This is a genomic window from Acidisoma sp. S159 (assembly GCF_009766125.1).
GTDB lineage: Bacteria > Pseudomonadota > Alphaproteobacteria > Acetobacterales > Acetobacteraceae > Acidisoma.
In genome coordinates this window covers 117,254-133,500 of the sequence record NZ_LMUG01000008.1, presented here as the reverse complement: position 1 = coordinate 133,500, position 16,247 = coordinate 117,254, and the positions used below count along the sequence as shown (strand labels likewise).

The 16,247-nt window shown below is 64.3% G+C and carries 14 protein-coding genes; 7 read left to right on the top strand and 7 right to left on the bottom strand.

Annotation, left to right across the window (positions count from 1 at the left end; translation table 11 throughout):
- Positions 1-55 precede the first annotated feature (55 nt).
- The 7 genes from GSQ92_RS03935 (at position 56) to GSQ92_RS03905 (ending at position 8,646) form a co-directional block, all read left to right on the top strand.
- Positions 56-2,452 (top strand): mechanosensitive ion channel family protein, encoded by a 2,397-nt coding sequence (locus GSQ92_RS03935; protein ID WP_158802134.1) that lies wholly within the window; start codon positions 56-58, stop codon positions 2,450-2,452.
- Between the two features lie 4 nt (positions 2,453-2,456).
- Positions 2,457-3,251 carry a S49 family peptidase gene (locus GSQ92_RS03930; protein WP_158802133.1) on the top strand — a complete coding sequence of 265 codons (795 nt, stop codon included), beginning with the start codon at positions 2,457-2,459 and terminating at the stop codon, positions 3,249-3,251.
- A 61-nt stretch (positions 3,252-3,312) separates the two neighbouring features.
- Positions 3,313-4,488 carry a glycosyltransferase family A protein gene (locus GSQ92_RS03925; RefSeq protein WP_159013059.1) on the top strand — a complete coding sequence of 392 codons (1,176 nt, stop codon included), beginning with the start codon at positions 3,313-3,315 and terminating at the stop codon, positions 4,486-4,488.
- A complete protein-coding gene (locus tag GSQ92_RS03920) occupies positions 4,485-5,618 on the top strand; it encodes an acyl-CoA dehydrogenase family protein (RefSeq protein WP_158802131.1) in 1,134 nt (377 codons plus the stop codon). Before GSQ92_RS03925 ends, GSQ92_RS03920 begins: the two co-directional genes overlap by 4 nt.
- Positions 5,615-6,349, top strand: a complete 735-nt coding sequence (locus GSQ92_RS03915) for a PIG-L deacetylase family protein (RefSeq protein WP_254065532.1) — start codon at positions 5,615-5,617, stop codon at positions 6,347-6,349. Before GSQ92_RS03920 ends, GSQ92_RS03915 begins: the two co-directional genes overlap by 4 nt.
- A complete protein-coding gene (locus GSQ92_RS03910) occupies positions 6,346-6,918 on the top strand; it encodes a class I SAM-dependent methyltransferase (protein ID WP_159013058.1) in 573 nt (190 codons plus the stop codon). Before GSQ92_RS03915 ends, GSQ92_RS03910 begins: the two co-directional genes overlap by 4 nt.
- Before the next feature lie 708 nt (positions 6,919-7,626).
- Positions 7,627-8,646, top strand: coding sequence for an aldo/keto reductase (locus tag GSQ92_RS03905; RefSeq protein ID WP_159013057.1), 1,020 nt, complete (start codon positions 7,627-7,629; stop codon positions 8,644-8,646).
- Here GSQ92_RS03905 and GSQ92_RS03900 read toward each other — a convergent pair whose 3' ends face one another.
- From GSQ92_RS03900 to GSQ92_RS03870, 7 genes are all read right to left on the bottom strand, one after another.
- A complete protein-coding gene (locus GSQ92_RS03900) occupies positions 8,647-9,102 on the bottom strand; it encodes a lytic transglycosylase domain-containing protein (protein ID WP_254065531.1) in 456 nt (151 codons plus the stop codon).
- A 96-nt stretch (positions 9,103-9,198) separates the two neighbouring features.
- Entirely contained in the window at positions 9,199-9,513 is a 315-nt protein-coding gene (locus GSQ92_RS03895) for a c-type cytochrome (RefSeq protein ID WP_158802128.1), read from the bottom strand.
- A gap of 24 nt (positions 9,514-9,537) precedes the next feature.
- Positions 9,538-11,157: a cisplatin damage response ATP-dependent DNA ligase gene (locus tag GSQ92_RS03890; protein WP_159013056.1), complete on the bottom strand. Its 1,620-nt coding sequence runs from the start codon at positions 11,155-11,157 to the stop codon at positions 9,538-9,540.
- On the bottom strand, positions 11,154-12,218 hold the full coding sequence (locus GSQ92_RS03885) for a ligase-associated DNA damage response exonuclease (protein WP_254065530.1): 1,065 nt from the start codon (positions 12,216-12,218) through the stop codon (positions 11,154-11,156). Before GSQ92_RS03885 ends, GSQ92_RS03890 begins: the two co-directional genes overlap by 4 nt.
- Positions 12,219-12,938: 720 nt before the next feature.
- Positions 12,939-14,975: a Hint domain-containing protein gene (locus GSQ92_RS03880; RefSeq protein ID WP_158802125.1), complete on the bottom strand. Its 2,037-nt coding sequence runs from the start codon at positions 14,973-14,975 to the stop codon at positions 12,939-12,941.
- Between the two features lie 212 nt (positions 14,976-15,187).
- A complete protein-coding gene (locus GSQ92_RS03875) occupies positions 15,188-15,415 on the bottom strand; it encodes a hypothetical protein (RefSeq protein ID WP_158802124.1) in 228 nt (75 codons plus the stop codon).
- A gap of 123 nt (positions 15,416-15,538) precedes the next feature.
- Positions 15,539-16,240 (bottom strand): hypothetical protein, encoded by a 702-nt coding sequence (locus tag GSQ92_RS03870; RefSeq protein WP_158802123.1) that lies wholly within the window; start codon positions 16,238-16,240, stop codon positions 15,539-15,541.
- Between the last annotated feature and the right edge of the window lie 7 nt (positions 16,241-16,247).

Genomic DNA, 16,247 nt, shown 5'->3' with positions numbered 1-16,247 from the left:
CGGCCCGAGGCTCCCGCGTTGACACCGGCCGCCGCCTCATGATCGGGGTGCCCCGATGAGCATCCCGATCCGCGCGTTTCTTGCTGTATTTCTGCTGCTCATCGCGAGACCGAGCCTGGCCGCGACGGCGGACGTGGCTGATTCGCCCTCATCCCCCACGGCGCCGCAGGGATTGTCGTCCGCCCAGGCGCAGCAGCTCCTCGACGTCCTTCAGGACCCGGCAAAGCGCGCGATGGTGATTACGACGCTCGAGAACTTGCAAAAGGTCGTGCCGGTCGCTGCCGTTACGACCACGCCGGCCGCCGCGGCCAAACCAGGAGCGCCACCTCCAGCCAAAGCCCCGTCTCTCAAGGCGGATGGGTTGGGTGCCGAGTTGCTGGATCAGGCCTCTTCCGCCAGCGCCGACACCGGCGCGATGCTGGCCAGAACAGCGAAGGAGATCACGGATTTCCCGGCCCTGGGTGCCTGGGTGGTTAGCGTGGCGCGCGATCCGGCCAAGCTCCGGACGGCAGGCCGCGCGGCGGTGCCCCTGGTCGTGATCTTTCTCCTCGGCTTCCTGCTTGAATGGCTCACGGTCCACTTCACCCGCCGCTTCTATGACTTCCTGGGCGGCCATCAGGCACACGCTTCGGCTGAGGCGGCGGAGGAGCCCGAAGCCCCAGCGGAAGTCCCACCCGGACCCGAAGCGGAGCCCGAGGCACGGCGCAGGCGCCTGCGAGCGGGCTGGCTGCTGCTACGTCGCTTGCCCTTCATCCTGCTCGCTTTGGCGGTCGATTTGACTGGCCCCCTGGTCTTTCTCGCCACCGCCCTGCTGGTTTTGGCGACTCCGCTGTCCGGCGGCGAGACGACGCGGCTGCTGGTTCTGGGTGCGGTCGGCATCTATGCCCGCGGCCGGGTTGCCTACTGCGTCATCAGGGCGCTGATCGCCGCGCCGGCCTTCCGCCTACGGCTGCTGCATGTCCCTGATGCCGGAGCCGCCTTCGTGCGGCGTTGGACCCGGCGCATCGTCGCACTTATAGTCTGCGGCTACATCCTCGGACGCATCGCGCTCTATCTCGGCTTGAGCCCATTCCTCGAAAATGGCTTCATCCACATGATTGCGCTCGTGGTGCATCTTCTGTTGATCTGGGCGATCATCGAATGCCGAGCGCCTGTCGCCCTGTGGATCGCCGGCACCGGGGACGAGATGACATCATGGGCGCGGCTGCGTCGCCGCTACGCGCCCTTCTGGCACATCCACGCGATGATCGTTGTGGTCGCCGTTTGGATCATTGCGGCAACGTCAGATTATGACGGCACCGCACGCCCGGTGCAGTTCGTGATGATGAGCCTCCTCATCCTCGTGCTGGCCCGCATCGTGTGGATCGTTCTGCTCGGCGGCTTCGACCGGCTATTCCCCGGCATACGCGCGACCGAGACCGCGAGTGTCGTGCGGCTGCGGGTCGCGCATTACCACAGGCCGGTGCGGGTTGCCCTGCAGACCCTCATCGTCATCGCGACGCTGCTCGCGCTGTTCCAGGTTTGGGGCCTCGGCGCCTTGAGCTGGCTTACCCATGACCGCATCGGCAGCCAATTGCTGCGGCTGATCCTAAACCTGGCCGTGACGCTGGTAATCGCGGTCGGACTATGGGAAGTGCTCAACGTCGGGATGCAGGCGCAGCTCGACGGCTTGACGCGGCGCGGCGACTACCTGCGCGCGGCGCGTCTGCGAACCATCGTGCCGCTGCTGCGCAACGCCTTGTTTATTGTCCTTGTTATATTGATCGGACTGACGGCGCTCAGCGAACTCGGCGTCAACATCGCGCCGCTCCTGGCGGGGGCGGGAATTTTCGGCGTGGCGCTCGGCTTCGGCTCGCAGAAGCTGGTCCAGGACTTCATCACGGGGATTTTCCTGCTCATCGAGAATGCCATGCAGGTCGGGGATAATGTGACCGCCGGCGGTCTTTCCGGCACGGTCGAAAACCTCTCCATCCGCACCCTCCGGCTGCGGGCGGGCGATGGCTCGGTGCATCTCATCCCCTTCAGCGCCGTTTCCACCGTCACCAACAGTAACCGGGGCATCGGCAATGCGGCCGTGGCGGTAACGGTGGACTACGAGGAGGACACGGATCGCGTCGGCGCTCTGCTGAGCAGAGTCGCCAAAGAGATGCGCGACGACGAGAAATACGCCAGCGGCATGCTCAGCGACCTCCAGCTCTGGGGCGTCGATAAGGTGGACGGAACCACGGTGACGCTCGCTGGCCAGATCGTCTGCACGGACGGGGCGCGCTGGAGCGTGCAGCGGGAATATAACCGGCGGATCAAGCTCGCCTTCCAGGAAGAAGGCATCCGCATGACGCCGCCCGTCACCGTGAGCGGCTTCCGCCACCCTCTCGATATCCGTGTGGAACGTCCGCCGGCGGCGGCCGCACCGGCCGGGGATGCGCCCGAGGCACCGAAGGACCATAACTAGAGCCATGCGAATCCTGCCCTGGCACCGCAAGCGCTATCCCGTGGTCGAGCTGCGTGGCGTCATCGCTGCCCGGCCCGGCGCCCTCAACCTGCAATCCGTCAGCGTGGCACTGGAAAAGGGCTTCGCCCTCGCGCCCAAAGCCGACAAGCGCCTCATCCTGGCGATCGAGAGCCCCGGCGGCTCCCCCGTGCAGTCTGACCTGCTCGGGCGCTTCATCCGCCGCCGCGCGGAGGAAACCGGCACGCGCGTGACCGCGGTGATCGGCGATGTGGGCGCCTCGGGCGGCTACTGGATCGCCTGCGCGGCCGATGAAATCCGGGCGAATGCCATGAGCATCGTGGGTTCGATCGGCGTGATCGGCGGTGGCTTCGGCCTCGACCGGTTGATCCATCGCCTGGATATCGATCGGCGCATCTATACCTCCGGCCGCAACAAGGGCCGGCTCGATCCTTTCCGGCCCGAGCGCCCCGAGGATGTGGAGTTCACGCGCGAGTTGCTCGACGACCTGCACGGGCATTTCAAGGATTGGGTGCGCAGCCGCCGTGGCACTCGCCTGCGCGCACCGGAGGATGAACTGTTCGACGGCAGCTACATGACCGGAACACGCGGCGTCGAAGCCGGCTTGGTCGATGCCATCGATGACGTGGACGGACTGGTACGAAGCTGGGGCGGCACGAAAGCCCGACCGCTTTGGTTGAGACCACGCAAGCCACGGGGATTGCTACGTCTCATGGGACGTAGCGCAATCGAGATGGCGACCGAGCTAACAGATGCGCGAGATCTTCCGCAATTCCGTTGAGCGTGTCTTGTCGATTGAGGAGCGCACGGCCAGCTGAGGGTGCCTAACCTCGGAACAAACCGTGCGCGCAGCTTCAACCGGCAGCCTCTCGAACCTGTACGCGCATAGGATCACGGCATCGTCAGTGGCTATTCCGGTTCGCAACGAGGAAGCGGCGATCGGCCCCTGCCTCGCCGCTCTTTTTGCTCAGACCGAGCCGCCCGATCAAATCCTGCTTTTGCTGAATAATTGCACGGACGGCACCGAGGATGTGGCACGCACGATGGCGCGGTTATGTCCATCCATTTTGCGTATCGTCACGCGCAAGCTCGCGCCACAACAGTCCAGCGCCGGTATCGCGCGTGGCCTGGCCATAGATCTCGCTGCCTCGCTCGCCGGACCGCGCGGCGCTGTGCTGACAACGGATGCGGATGGCCGTGTTCCGCCAGAGTGGGTGGCGCGGAACCTCACGGGACTGCGCGGTGGCGCCGATGTCGTCTGTGGCACGGCCACGATCGACCCGGACGATGAGCGGGCGCTCAGGCGCGAGATCGTCGAGGATGATGCGCGGGAAGCCTGCTACACGCGACTGCTCGACGAGATCGACAGCGTGATCGACCCTAACCCCGATGATCCTTGGCCGCGCCACACACAACATTCCGGCGCCAGCATCGCCTTTTCCGTCGCCGCCTTGCGCGCCATCGGCGGCGTGCCGCGCGTCGCGATTGGAGAAGATCGGGCGCTGATCGAGGCGGCGCTGAAACATGACGCCCGGATCAGGCATGATCCAGAAATCGACGTTGTTGTTTCAGGCCGGATGGTCGGTCGCGCGGAAGGCGGGATGGCGGCGACGATCGCGCGCCGTATGATCAAGCAGGACCAATGGGCCGACGACCGGTTGGAGCCGGTGGAAGCCGCGATCGCACGCTCGATCCTGCGCGCCGAGGCGAGGCGGTTGTGGCAGAAACGACCTGATCGGCGGGAGATCAGCGAAATGGCGCACGGTTTGGCAATGAGTGAGGTCGACGCCTTGGCGGCCATGTTCCGACTGCCCCGCTTTGGCGCCGTTTGGCAGGCGATCGAAAGAGCAAGTCCGAGGCTAGAGCGTCGACCGGTGGCGATGCACGAGCTGGCGGCGCTGATCTCGGAGGCCACGAACCGGCTCGCCGGCTATAAATCAGCCTTTGAATCTGAACCTCTCGGCCGCTTGCCTGCAACGGAGCCGAGCATCGACCTCGGCGAACTGGCTGCCGCTTGACGCCGGATGATCGCTCGGCGGGATTGCTCGAAGCGCTCGCCGCTCTTTCCCCGAAGCTGGCTAACCGCGCCACTGCCCTCGATCGCGAAGGCCGTTTCCCGACACAAGATATCGCTGATCTCGAAGCAATCGGCGGATTGATCGCCTCATTGCCACGCGATCTGGGCGGTTTCGGATTGGGCACGGAGCCGGGGCAGGGGCTCCAGCTCCTCGACTACCTGGAAGCCTTGGGAACGGCCAATCTCTCGGTCGGTCGGATCGTCGAGGCTCATATCAATGCGCTCCGGCTGATCATGCGTTGCGGCAATGAGGGGCTCCGGGAGGAGGCAGCGAGCGCCGTTCGTGCCGGTGGGCTGTTCGCCCTCTGGGTTACCGACGCGCCGGGCGAAAGCGCTCTGCGGTTCGAGCGCGAAGGCGGTGCGCTCATTCTGCGCGGCGGTAAAGCCTTCTGTTCCGGCGCGGGCCATGTGACGCATGCCGTCGTGACAGCGGCCGAGGCCGGAACCGATGCGCCTCGGCTGCTCATGCTCGACCTGGACCGGGGCGAGCGTGTCTCGCCTCTGCCCACCGCGATGAGCGGCATGCGCGCCGCTGTTACCGGGCAGGTGGATTTCACTAAACTCCGTGTCGATGGCGGTCGTATCATTGGCCAACCGGGCGACTACATGCGCGAGCCCGACTTCTCAGCCGGTGCCTGGCGCAGCAGCGCGGTGGCGCTGGGCGGGTTGCGGGCATTGCTAGGTCTGCTCGGCAATGCGCTGGTGGTGCGAGGGCGCGACAGCGATCCCCACCAACGGGTGCGCTACGGGGAGACTTTGATGGCATATCGGACCGGCCAGCTATGGCTGGAGCAGGCGGGACAAGCGGCGGAAAACCTGATCGCACCGCCGGAGCAGATCGTCGCTACCGTTGGCCTCGCTCGAACAATCGTCGAGAGGGCCTGTCTCGACGGGATCGAGCGGGTGCAACGCTCGCTCGGCTTGAGCGCCTTCCTAAGCGGCACCGCGGTGGAGCGCGTGGCGCGCGACCTGCAAACCTATCTTCGGCAGCCCGCGATCGATGAGGTTCTAGTACAAGCGGGCGGCTACTTCATGACACGGCCGGACGGCCTCTGGGGGAGGAGGTCATGATGCGCATGGAAGCTGTGCGGCAGGCTTGGAACGACCTGCCGCTCGCCGATCTCGACACAATCCTGCAAGGACGCGTGCCGGTCATCCTGGCGCCGCATCCCGATGACGAAAGCATCGGCTGTGGCGGGCTCATCGCCCAGGCCTGCGCCGCTGGCGTGAAGCCACAAGTCGTCATTCTCACCGACGGTTGCCGGTCACATCCCAATTCGCCGAGCTATCCGGCGGAGCGTCTGCGCCACGCGCGGGAGCGGGAGGCGCAGACGGCGCTTGGGCTGCTTGGTCTTCCCATAGGCAACATCTGGTTTCTCGGATTGGAAGACACGGCGATGCCGCGCGTCGGTCCGGCGTTTCAGCTCGCGGCCCGCCGCGTTCTCGGCATCTGCGAGGGCCAGGAACGTCCGGTCCTGTTAACCGCGTGGCGGCATGACCCGCATTGCGACCATGAGGCGGCGGCAGGACTAGCCGTGCATGTCGCGGGGCGGGCAGGGATCCCGCTGCTCAGCTATCCGGTCTGGGGCTGGACACTACCGGACGACGCCATGGTCGATGAGCCTTTCCCCCATGGATGGCGGCTCGACATCGGCGATGAATTGGATGTGAAAGAGCAGGCAATTAAGGCGCATGCCACCCAGTATGGCGACCTCATCAAGGACGATCCGGGCGGTTTCAAACTGCCAGAAAGCTTGCTCACCCACTTTCCCAAGGCCTTCGAGGTCTACCTCGCTTCATGACTGCGCCTTCCCGCGACGCCGCGCATTTCGAGCGACTCTACGCGGCCAATCCAGATCCTTGGGGCTTCACGACCAGTGCCTATGAGCAGGAGAAATACGCCCGTAGCCTGGCCGTGCTGGCCGACCGCCGCTACGCCTCAGCGCTTGAGGTCGGATGCTCGATTGGTGTGCTATCGCGCCAGGTAGCGCCACTCTGCGAGCGGTTTCTGGGTGTCGACATCACGGATATGCCGCTCGACGCTGCCCGCCGACGCTGCGGCGATCTGCCGCAAGCGCGCTTCCTCCGTATGGCAATACCGGCTGAGTGGCCCGAGGCTTCGCTGGATCTCGTTGTGCTGTCGGAGGTGCTGTATTTCCTCGACGGCCCCGATATTTCCCAGGTCGCGACACGGTTGCGCGAACATCTTCAGCCTGGCGGGCGCGTCTTGCTTGTGAACTGGACCGGCGCTCTGGACGACCCAAACCAGGGCATTGCGGCCGCCGACCGCTGTATCGCGGAGACGGGGTTTTCGATCTCGCTACGGCAGATGGGGAAGGGGTATCGACTCGATCTTCTCCAGCGGGACTGAGTAGAAAACAGTGCGGTTGGCGTGCTCGCGCGAATGTTTCTCGCGCTCATCTTATCGTGCGTCGAGACGCGCGGTTCCGCTGGCTATCGTCTGATCCCCGCCCCTGAGGGGGCCCAGAAAGGGAGGACGCTATGGCAATGCAGCCGCAAGACCGCGATTCGACAAACTCTTCGGCAACCTCAGGGCCGCCCGGCAAAGTTGTTCCGGAAGCTATAGGCAATGTGAGCAAGACGGCGCCCACGGGCGCGGATGGTGACGAAGAGGTCACGACGCCGGCCGAAGCCTTCGGTGACGCACAGCACACCTCCGCGAAACCAGCAGCCTCGGGTTCAAGTCCTCAGGTGCCGGGAAAAGCCGTCCCGGACGCGCTTGCTAAAACTGGCAAGCGCTAAGACGAGTAGGCTTCACCCGCGAGATAGGACGTGCTCGCGGGTGAGGCTGACCGGCTTGGCATTCTCGGTTCCAAGGGAGCGGAATTCCGCCACGTGCTCCTCACACTGCTGAGACGCCGAAGATTTACGCTTTCCGAAACGGAAGAGACGGCGCAAGGACGCATCAACTCCTCGGCAGCCCACCATCCCGCATAAAAAAGTCGCAGAAGATATATTATGTTAAGTCTTCGAGGTTACGGTTTGTGACGGTCGCGCTCGACCTCTTCACGCTTGGTCTCTTTAGGTCCTATGTCCTGGGTTACCTCAGGAGAAGAGCATGAGCGACAATAAATCCCTGCCGCTGAGGCGGCTTGGGCTGACCGACATGAAGATCACGCCAGTCGGCTTCGGCGCCTGGGCGCTGGGCGGCGGGGAATGGGCCTTTGGCTGGGGTAGTCAGGATGATGCGGACTCCATCGCCGCCATCCGCCACGCCGTAGAGCATCATGGGGTGAACTGGATCGATACCGCGGCGGTCTATGGTCTCGGCCGGTCCGAGGAGGTCGTTGGCGCGGCCTTGCGCGAGATGTCGCCCGACCAGCGTCCCTTCGTCTTCACCAAATGCGGGTTGGGCTGGGACGAGGCCGATCGCCGCGCCGTCGCCAAGCGGATCGGCCGGCCTGAGGGCATTCGGAAGGAGGCCGAAGCGTCGTTGCGGCGCCTGGGAGTCGAGCGGATCGACCTTTATCAGATGCACTGGCCGCCGGATGACGGCACGCCGATCGCCGACTATTGGGGCGCTCTGCTCGACCTCAAGGCCGAGGGTAAGGTTCGCGCCGTTGGTCTCTCCAACCACAATGCACAGCAGCTCGAGGCGGCTGAGTCGCTCGGTCATGTCGACACGCTGCAACCGCCCTTCTCGGCAATCGAGCGCGGCACGGCGGAACACCTGCTCCCCTGGTGTGCGGCACATGAGACGGCGGTGATCGTCTATAGCCCCATGCAGGCGGGTCTGCTGACTGGAGCCTTCTCGGTCGCTCGGGCCGAGGCCTTGGGCGCCGACGACTGGCGCTCCCGCAGCCCCCATTTCAAAGGCGACGGGCTGCGCCAAAACCTCGCTTTCGCCGAGGCACTGCGGCCGATCGCCGAACGTCACAATGTGGCGGTTGCGGCCGTCGCGATCGCTTGGGTCTTGTCCTGGGCGCCAGTTACAGGAGCAATCGTGGGTGCGCGTAGCCCGGCTCAGGTGGATGGCTGGGTCGAGGGCGGCCTCATCCAACTCACCAGCCACGATCTCGACGAAATCGCGGCGGCGATCCAGGCGACAGGCGCGGGACGCGGCCCGACGCGGCCGTGACTAAGGGGCCGCCGCCGGCGGCCCCGCCTTGTGTTTGTGACGATGCGTCGCTCCGGGCAGCGGCGCCATCGCTATCGCGTGCTCCAGTACCTTCATGCGATACGGCCCGCTTAGGCCCGGCGTGTGTGAGTGGTAGTAGCCGATCGCCTGGAGCATATTGCCGTGGGTTTCGACGAGGTAACCTTTGAGGATGGCGGCAGCGCTCGCCACGCCGAAACAAGGGCTCAGGATGAGGCGCAGGCTCACCGCTTGTTCGGGCAAGCCCGTATAGGCGGCGAGCGGCTTCACCCACCGCGAATTGACCTGCATGATACCGAGATCGTGGCTGCCGTCCCGATTGGGACTAACCGCGCCGACATACCCTCCCTCAACCGCCTGGATGGCCGGGAGAACACGCACGGGCAGGTGATAAGCCGCCGCGGCGGCGATCATGCAGGCGAGATATGGGACGGGCACCTGGGATTTCCGACAGGAATGGACGGCACGTTTAAGTCTGTGCCGCGGATCATATCGCTAAATCACTTCTAAATCATAAGCCGTCCGCCGCGCCGGCTAGGACGTCAGCGATGCGTAATAGGATGCGAGCGCCTTGATATCGTCCGGCGTGAGCTGCGCGGCGATGCCGCTCATCGTGTCCGCCTGGCTGCCCAGCCTCTGGTGCTGCTGATACTGGCCGAGGGCATAGGCGATATAACCGGCATTCTGGCCGGCGATATTTGGGAAGGTCGGGTAAGGCGAACGCCCGTCCTTGCCGTGGCAGGATGCACAAATGGCAGTCTTGGCAGGCGGGGTCGCCGCCTGTGCCGCGCCGCCAACTAGCAATCCGCCCAGTCCAACAATAGCCAGAATCGCCAAGCGTCGCGCCATCGTCTCGCCTCCCTGCCCCATACGCTAATTCGCGGCTGCGGGAGCCTCGACCAGCGTCTCGCCCTTTGCGATGCCGGAGCGTACCACACGCGCCATAAGGCTCGAAAGCCTATCCGCCTCGGCCGCGGGCTTGTCGGTACGGATGCGGCTGATGCGCGGGAAGCGGAGTGCCACGCCCGATTTGTGACGTGTGGAAAGCTGCGCCGCGTCGAAAATGATCTCCAGCACCAGCGCCTTCTCGACTTCCCGAACCGGTCCGAAGCGCGATGTCGTGTGGTTGCGCACCCAGGAGTCGAGGAAGTTCAGTTCCTGGTCAGTGATGCCCGAATAGGCTTTGCCCACCGGAACCAGCACCCCGTCGTCTCGCCACAGGCCGAAGGTATAGTCGGAATAGATGCTCGACCGCCTGCCATGCCCACGCTGCGCATACATCAGTACAGCGTCGATCGAGAGCGGATCGCGCTTCCACTTCCACCATGGCCCCTTGGGCCGCCCGGCGAGATAGGGCGCATCGCCGCGTTTGAGCATCAGTCCCTCGATGCTCGCCGCTCGAGCGCCGAGGCGTAGCTGAGCGAGATCCTCTGGGCCTGCGAAATCGATGAGTGGCGAGAGGTCCATCCGTTCCGGATTTTCCTGCGCATACCAGGCTTCCAGGCGCTGTCGGCGCGCATCGAAAGGCAGCGCCCGGAGATCCTCATCGCCGTCGAACAGAATGTCATACAGCCGCACGGCGGCTGGAAATTCGGCCAGCATTTTCGCGGTGGGCGACTTGCGGTTCAGGCGTTGCTGCAAGTCCGCGAACGGCGCCACCTGCCCGTCTCGCAGCACCAGCAACTCGCCGTCCAATACGCCGAGAAAATGCATCGCCGCTAGGATCTCGGGAAAGGCGTGAGAAATGTCCTCCGCGGTGCGGGTATAGAGTCGCTTGCCCCCGCTCGTCGCGACCAGTTGCACGCGGATACCGTCCCATTTCCATTCGGCGCGAAACGCGTCCCAGTCGATCGACGCCGCATCGGCTTCCTCCAGCGGATGGGCGAGCATGGTCGGGCGGAAAACCGGCGCCCCCGCCGCGTCGGGCTTGGGCGCCCTGCCCTCCAGCCAATCGAATAGCGGCAAGTAGGGCGGCAACAGGCCGTGCCAGACCTCCTCGATGTCATCGGCTGGAAGTCCCGCCATTTCGCCCAGCGCGATCTTTGCCAGCCGAGCCGAGGCGCCGACGCGCAATCCGCCCGTGATGAGCTTCAGCAGCGCGATCCGCTCGGAGGGATCGCAGAGGTCGAGCCAGCCAGCGATCCGCGCCGGCAAAGCCGCCTTGCTCGTGTCGTGCAAGGCGTCCACCACTTCCGACAGGCGCGGCGCAACCCCCGGCGCCGCATCGGGCCAGATCAGCGCGACGGTTTCGGCGAGGTCGCCGACATAGTCATAGGACCACTCGAAGAGCGTCGCATCGACCCGCGCCATGGTGATCTCGCGGATCATGGCGGGCTTGGCGGCGACGAAACTGAGATCGCCGGCAATGGCCGCAAGGGCAAAGCCTCGATCCGGATCGGGGGTATGGGCGAAGTAGTCCCGTAGCAGAGCGATCTTGGCGAGGCGGCCGGGGGTGAAAAGCAGCCGCTCCAGCAAAGCCGCGAAGGGTGTCATGCGGCACCCTCCGCCACGGGCGGCAGATGGTCGCCGGGTTCGGGCGGCGCCGAGGCGCGTTCGTCGGGTGCTTCCTCGCCCGGCTCCTCGCCCTCATAGCCGACCAGCCGCAAGGCGCGACCACGGATCTGGCGCAGCGAGAGTGCGTGGATCAGCGCTTCCTCCGAGCCGTGCGTCACCCAAACCTCCGGCGCCTGGGCCTCCGCGATGCTGCGCAAGAGATCGTCCCAATCGGCGTGGTCGCTGATGATCATGGGCAGCTCGACGCCGGCCATCTTGGCGCGCTGACGCACCCGCATCCAGCCGGAGGCGCGGGCGATCACCGGATCGTTCAGCCTCCGACCCCAGCGGTCGGCGCAGGCCGCCGGGGGCGCCACGACAATCGCGCCCTTTAGGACTTCTTTCTTAGCCGCAGTCGCTGCCCGAAGGTCACCAAGGCGAACCCCGCGTTCCTCATAGAGGGCGCAGAGCGAGGTCAGCGCGCCGTGGATATAGATGGGGCCATCCCAACCGGCTTCGCGCAGCAAGGCGATCACCCGCTGAGACTTGCCGAGCGAATAGGCGCCAATGACATGCGTGCGCTCGGGAAACAGCGCGAGGCTTTTGAGAAGTTTGGCGATTTCATGGGCGGGTGGCGGATGGCGGAAGACCGGAAACCCGAAGGTCGCCTCCGTCACGAAGACATCGCATTCGACGGGCTCGAACGGCGCGCAGGTCGGGTCGTCCTGGCGTTTGTAGTCGCCACTGACAACGGCACGGCTGCCTCGCCATTCCATGACGATCTGCGCCGAGCCGAGAACATGACCAGCCGGCCTGAGCGTTACCTGCACGCCGCGAATGTCCAGGGGCTCGCCATAGGCCAACGGCTGCTGGCTCTCCCCGGCCCGCTCCGCCCCCATACGGGCGCGCATGATCGCAAGCGTGTCGGGGGTAGCGAGCACAGCTTGGTGACCCGCCCTCGCGTGATCGGAGTGGCCATGCGTGATGACCGCTCGATCCACCGCTCGCAGCGGATCGATGAAAAACCCTCCAGGCTCGCAATACAGGCCCTGAGGCAGCACGCGGAGCCAAGTTTCAGGATGCGGCACGACCACGGAGTAGATATAGGGTCTGCCCGTTGTCCTGGAAGAGGCGCTTTGAGCTTGGCGGCGGAGGCTAGTCTTCGGTTTCTGACTGTTCAGCGTCCTCAGCTGATGCTCTGTTTTGATCCGGGAGCAATTGCGCCTTTTCCCAATTTATCGGTACGAGACCTCCGTGATTTGCGCGAAGAAATTCCTTCTCTTCCATAGCGATCGTGTGCGGTGAGTTTTGCGGGCCAGACTGCCGCTCGAGTTGCAGAAAGGCCTTAGGGAGCCGCTTAACGACTCTGTAGCAACTCAAGCCGCCAGGTGCGTGCTGAGGCTGCGGAATTGTCGGCTTCGGCTCGAAGGGCGTCGTCGTTTGCTCCTCACGCAGTGCTCGCGCCGACGTAAGCGTGGCTTGTGTCGTTGGCCCTATCGCCATTGTCTTCTGTCCTGCCAGCCGCCCGACGACGACCGAAGAATTATGTTCCAAGTTCAAGCAGAGATCAGTCGCACGCTGCCTTCGCTGCGTGACCATGCACGCCGCTTTTGTAACCGAAGCATGCTTATAATTTCGTTGCGGTATTGCGACTAAAAAATTGTCGCCTTCGGCGCGCTCATGGTTTGTATCGGCCCCCGGGACGCCGAAACGCGAAAACGCTCTGCGCTTAAAGTACGCGCGGTAGCCGCTAGCGGACTTCTCGGATTGTGCGGTTCCAATCACGCCAACGAACGGCGATCGCGACCTTTTGCGCAGTCGCGGGCGGCGATGATCTGGCGCAGCCGGGCGACTTCGGCACCGGTCACTATCAGCGGCGCGCAGGCCATTGCCTCCCAGACCAGCGGCTCCTCTGCGGCCGCAAAGTCCGGGTGCAATTGCGCGAGGGTGCCGCCATTCGCGAAGGCCGCCCGGACTCCAGTATCGAGAAAACTCTCCGCCGGCATGCCTTCGGCAAGCAGGACATCATGCGTCTCGAGCTCGACATGGCAGTAGAGCACGGTCTCGGTATCCACGGGGACAATGCCGTGGCCATCGATGAGATGCTTGATCGGGATGAGCACGCCTTCCGAATAAATCGCGTGATCCGGCGAGAGGTATAGATCCCGTTGAGGCACGTCGGGTCCAAAAGTGCCAGCCGGGACGCGGACGGGTAGGAACTTTGTCGGATCAGGCTGAAGGCCGAAATACACGCGGCGCCGGCCGACCCAGCGGATAGCCCGCGCATTGCCGTCGGCGGTAATGACCATTCCCCCAGGGCCAAGCTCTTCCACCGGAACCTCTCCCCCGGGCGTCAGGATCCGGCTGCCCGCGGCGAAGCAGGCGGGTGTGAAGTCGATGGTGGCGAGGCCGCGTACCTCGTCTTCTCCCGAGGTATAATCGGCAGGCTGGATGCCGTACGCAACATCGTCGAAATTATAGGTGCCGATATTGGTCACGATGGTGAGCGTGGAGCTGCCAATCGTGACGCCGACCACGCTGGTGCCTGGAAGTTCCAGAATATCGCCCGCTGAGAGCCCGGCCAGCCCAGCATCGATCGTGGCGCCCGGAGCGGCAAGCGCCAGGGTGTCGCTCTCGCCATCCACAAAGTCGATGTCGGTACTGACGGCGACAGTGCTTTCGAGCGCGAGGATCCCGCCGTTTAGAAGCGTGTAGTCAGCACCGCCATCGACGCCAACCTCCGCCGAAGCTCCAGCGCCGTTCAAGACGAGGCTGCCACCACCGCTCACCTGACCAGTAAGGATCCCGTGCGGGTTTCCGGCGGTGGCGCTGACGGTGATCGTGGCACCGCCGGCAAGCTGCATCGCGGTGGCTACGAGATCGCCTTCGACCGTCAGCGCCGTGCCGTTCTCGGCCGTCAGCCCGACAAGATGGAGATCGGCCATGTCATCGAGCCCGGCCGCGCCAATGACCACACCGTCGCCGTCCTGCGGCGCACCATTGGTCCAGTTTTGGCCGTCGCTCCAGAGGAATGGACCGCCTGCAGGAACGGTCTGCTCGAATGTTGTGTAGCCCAGCAAAGTCAGGGCATCGAGGTTGGTGCTGGGATCCTTCGCGATCGCTTCGCCGGTGAGAGAGGTCGCGTAGCTCACATCCGTGAAGGCAACCGTTCCGGCGTTGGAGACGATGGTGACCGCGCTCGGGCTGATCGTCACGGCGGAGAAAAAGGTGCCGGGCAACTCGATGGCATCGCCGGTGCCGAGGCCGAGAAGCGACGCCTGAATCACGGTCCCCGGATTGGAGAAGGCGAAAATACCCGGCCGCGCCGGGTCGAGGAAGGAAAAAGCGGAGTTTGCGTTGGGTGCGTCATCCAGCTGCACCACGCCACGATCCGTTGCCGCGTAATAGAGTCCGGGGTCACTGCCGGTGAGATGTACCACCGCGCCGCCACCGAGTGCGGCCACCACCGCGGCGGTCGCGCCTTCGGCGTCTCCCGTCCCATCTCCGAGGATCGACGCTATCGTCAGTGTGCTGGGCGTGCCTCCTTCGGCATCATCGACGACAGTGGCATTGTCATCCACTAGCAGGCTGCCGACCGAGAGATCATCGATGTTATAGAGCACACCGTCGGCGAGCACCGTCACGCTGGGGAGGCTGAGGCCCGGGATATCGTCCGTCCCCGTGCCGCCGACGACAACGGCTTCGCCGTTCGTTGGGATGCCATCCGACCAATTGGCCGCATCGCTCCATAGATACTGGCTCGGACCGGTCGCCCCGGTGGTCGCGTGACTATCCGAGAAGATGTCCGGCTCGCCCATCACAGAGGTCCTGTCGTTTCGGTACTGGAACCATAGGGCCTCTGTGACCAATCGTAAGATTTATTTTAGCGTACGCGTTCCGAAACCCCGTGTCGCCGGAGGCCGGCTTGGTCACCGTGCGATCTCTGGCGCTGCTCGCAAAGAGACTTCGGGCTTCCGTCTCGTTGATGCCGCTGTCGGGGTAGTAGGCGTGGATCGCTACGGATAAGATTTCACTCATTCACCCCTTCCGGCGAAGAAGTTTTGCGGGTGACCAAGCTGCTCGCAGCCGTATCTTCTTTTGCCATCGTTTCCCGCATCGCAAGCTCCGCTTCGCGCTCCTTCTTCCGTTTCTGTTTTGCCGCAACGCGATGGTTCGGAAGTGTAAATGTACTAGTATCGAAACACTCTGTGCTCGCGGATCCCACAGGCATTTGTTGCAGTGATGGTGTTTCCGCCATATTTCAAGCCTCCGGTTACTTTCGGGCCAAAGTAGTGGTGGAGTGGGTTAAGATTTGGTTATCTTCTGAAACACTTAGACGGCTCTTAGGATTGCAGCCGGTCCCGACATCACCCGGACGTCGCTAGGAATCGGTAAGCCCTGCCTCGCGAAGCGCCCGTTTCATAAAGACCTCGAGGTAGTCTCTCAGATCGTCGACGCTCTCGGCGGAGAGGAAAACCGGTGCGGTAATGACGACCTCGCCTTCCGCCAAGCCGAAGACCGCGCGCCGGACGCCCTCGGGCCGAGCGGACGGCTCGACCAGTGAAACCACCTCGCTGAGGGAATGGCGTTCGGTGGTGGACGGCATCGAAACCGGCTGCCGAACAAGTTGTTCCGCCAGGAACTGTTTCGTCTCCCGATAGGAGCGGACCGTGGCTTCGGCTGCGGGCGGGATGAACCCTTGGGTCACGAGCCAGGCGCGTATCGCCGCGTCACTGGAAGCACCCTCGGCGAACCGCTCATCGAGACGGCCGAAGAGCGCGGGTTTGGCCGCGGCCTCGGCCACCGCCTCGCTTCGTTCAGGCGACGCGCCCGGATAGGCGAGGATACGGGCCGCGAGATCGGTAACCCTCACCTCGTCGCCCCGCCCCTCGACCAGACCGAAACGGCCCAGGGCCGCGAGAACCGCGAGAGACTTTCCGTTCAGGCCCGAATAGCCCAGGCGCTCTGCCGCGACCTCTCGCGTCAAAACATTTCTGTAATCGCGGTCGTAGACGGATTTTACGCGTTGGACCGCTTCCCGCAGGCCGATCTGGGGATAGGACGGACTTCGGCTTCTGCCCATCAGCCAA